This is a genomic window from Salinimicrobium oceani (genome assembly GCF_012037645.1).
Genome location: NZ_JAAVJR010000536.1, coordinates 1 through 476 on the forward strand (window position 1 = coordinate 1; position 476 = coordinate 476).

Consider the following 476-nt stretch of genomic DNA (forward strand, 5'->3'; position numbering starts at 1 on the left):
TAAGTCCAACGTGTCTACCAAGTCCACCATCCGAGCGTGGAAATTATTTCAAAATTTAAGAACTTTTCAGATCTAACATTTAAAATCTCGTAAATGAGAGTCCAACGTGTCTACCTCCCGACGCTTCGGGACCACCATCCGAGCGTGGAATAAAATAAAAACCCCGAAAAAACCGGGGCTTCATTTCAATCTGAGCGAAAAACGGGATTCGAACCCGCGACCTCCACCTTGGCAAGGTGGCGCTCTACCAACTGAGCTATTTTCGCATTTTAAAGAACATAAAAAATAGGAGACCCAAAGTGGCGCTCTACTCCCGAGTACTCGGGAAGCTATTTTCGCATATTAAAGAACATACCACCAGTGGTGGGTATTGCGGTGCAAATTTAATACATTTCTGAAACTGGCAAAGATTTTTTTAGCAAAATAAACAGCAAAAAATGCATTTTGGAGCAACCCTTGTTTTCCCTACTGCCGCT

1 tRNA gene is annotated in these 476 nt (G+C 42.9%); it reads right to left on the bottom strand.

Annotation, left to right across the window (positions count from 1 at the left end):
- Positions 1–193: 193 nt before the first annotated feature.
- Positions 194–266, bottom strand: a tRNA-Gly gene (locus HC175_RS18115).
- Positions 267–476: the final 210 nt, after the last annotated feature.